The following is a 407-nucleotide window of genomic DNA, read 5'->3' as shown; positions in this document are numbered from 1 at the left end:
GAATCAGAGTCCGCATCTGAATCAGAGTCTGCATCTGAATCAGAGTCTGCATCTGAATCAGAGTCCGCATCTGAATCTGCATCCGCATCTGAATCAGAGTCTGCATCTGAATCAGAGTCCGCATCTGAATCTGCATCGGCATCTGAATCAGAGTCCGCATCTGAATCAGAGTCTGCATCTGAATCAGAGTCTGCATCCGCATCTGAATCTGCATCGGCATCTGAATCAGAGTCCGCATCTGAATCTGCATCCGCATCTGAATCTGCATCCGCATCTGAATCAGAGTCTGCATCTGAATCAGAGTCTGCATCTGAATCAGAGTCTGCATCTGAATCAGAGTCCGCATCTGAATCAGAGTCTGCATCTGAATCAGAGTCTGCATCTGAATCAGAGTCCGCATCTGAATC

General features: G+C 47.7%; 1 protein-coding gene. It reads right to left on the bottom strand.

Features of this window, described 5'->3' with window-relative positions:
- A partial coding sequence (locus ACSBRB_RS10630; protein WP_435032729.1) for a hypothetical protein occupies nucleotides 1-407 on the bottom strand: 407 nt, incomplete at both ends.

Origin of the sequence: Staphylococcus auricularis (genome assembly GCF_051172115.1) — a bacterium.
GTDB classification, from domain to species: Bacteria; Bacillota; Bacilli; order Staphylococcales; family Staphylococcaceae; genus Staphylococcus; species Staphylococcus auricularis_A.
The sequence above is the reverse complement of the archived record's forward strand: the minus strand, read 5'-3'. Positions and strand labels throughout refer to the sequence as shown.